This is a genomic window from Deltaproteobacteria bacterium GWC2_65_14 (assembly GCA_001797615.1).
Taxonomy (GTDB): domain Bacteria; phylum Desulfobacterota; class Deferrimicrobia; order Deferrimicrobiales; family Deferrimicrobiaceae; genus GWC2-65-14.
Window position 1 is genome coordinate 7,059 of record MGPV01000005.1, and the last position, 1,065, is coordinate 8,123.

Annotated in this window: 1 protein-coding gene and 1 pseudogene (1 of these 2 cut by a window edge); one reads left to right on the forward strand and one right to left on the reverse strand. The window is 53.0% G+C overall.

What is annotated here, in order from left to right; translation table 11 throughout:
• Nucleotides 1-193 (forward strand): annotated as a pseudogene (locus A2X88_06525) (hypothetical protein); it begins 1,793 nt to the left of the window's first position.
• A gap of 20 nt (nucleotides 194-213) precedes the next feature.
• Here the strand turns inward: A2X88_06525 and A2X88_06530 are convergent.
• Nucleotides 214-1,062, reverse strand: coding sequence for a hypothetical protein (locus tag A2X88_06530; protein OGP35712.1), 849 nt, complete (start codon nucleotides 1,060-1,062; stop codon nucleotides 214-216).
• Between the last annotated feature and the right edge of the window lie 3 nt (nucleotides 1,063-1,065).

Below are 1,065 nucleotides of genomic sequence, written 5' to 3' on the forward strand. Positions count from 1 at the left end.
GATGGAAGAACGCCTCGGGGAGCGGATCAACATCCGTCGGACGGAGGATGCGCTGGACACCGGTCCGGGATTCATCGCAACCGCCTGCCCTTACTGTCTCACCATGATGGAGGACGGAATCAAGTTGAAGAACATGGATGAGAAAGTAAGGACCGTGGACCTGGCGGAGTTGGTGATCGAAGCGATCCGGTAAAATTCGCGATGATATATCGATCACATCGTCTTATTCAACCTTCTCCATAGCGTGGTTCGACTGATCCCCAGCTTCTTTGCGGCTTCGTTATAATTTCCACCGCACTCTGAAACCACCCTTTCGATGTGCATCGCCTCAGTTGCTTTACTCACTGATTTCAATAGCGATGTATCGTTTTTCTTTTCGTCTTGCGGAGGCATTTCATCGAATATTTCAGGAATTATGCTGCGCAGGTGAGGGATGTCCACAATGTTCGGAAGTCCTCTGTCCACGTGGTAGTGCGCGAGCCGTTCGACCACGTTTTCCAGCTCCCGGATATTCCCCGGCCAGGAATATTTCGTGAAATACGGCAATAAAAACTCCAGCAACTTTTCCTCCACGAGATTCGACCCAAGACGACGGAAGGCATTGTTCAACAACCGGGAAGCGATGATCGGCAAATCGTCGATGCGTTCTCGCAGCGGTGGCAGGTTGATGCAAAGTATATTCAAACGATAAAACAGGTCTTCCCGGAAGTTCCCATCGATAACGTTCTGCTTAAGGACGCGATTGGTGGCGGCAATGACGCGGATATCCACATGCATCGGTTCGTTGCTTCCCACCCGGAGAATCTCTTTTTCCTGAAGGACACGAAGCAGGCGGGTTTGGAGTGAAAAAGGCATGTCCCCGATCTCATCCAGGAAGATCGTGCCGGTGTGGGCCGCTTCGAACAAGCCTGTCTTTCCGCCCCGCTTCGAACCGCTGAACGCCCCTTCCTCGTGGCCGAAGAGCTCGCTCTCCAGCAACGATTCCGGAAAGGCCGCGCAGTTGATCGCGACGAACGGGCTGTTTTTTCGCGGGCTCGCGTTATGGATTCCCTGCGCGAACAATTC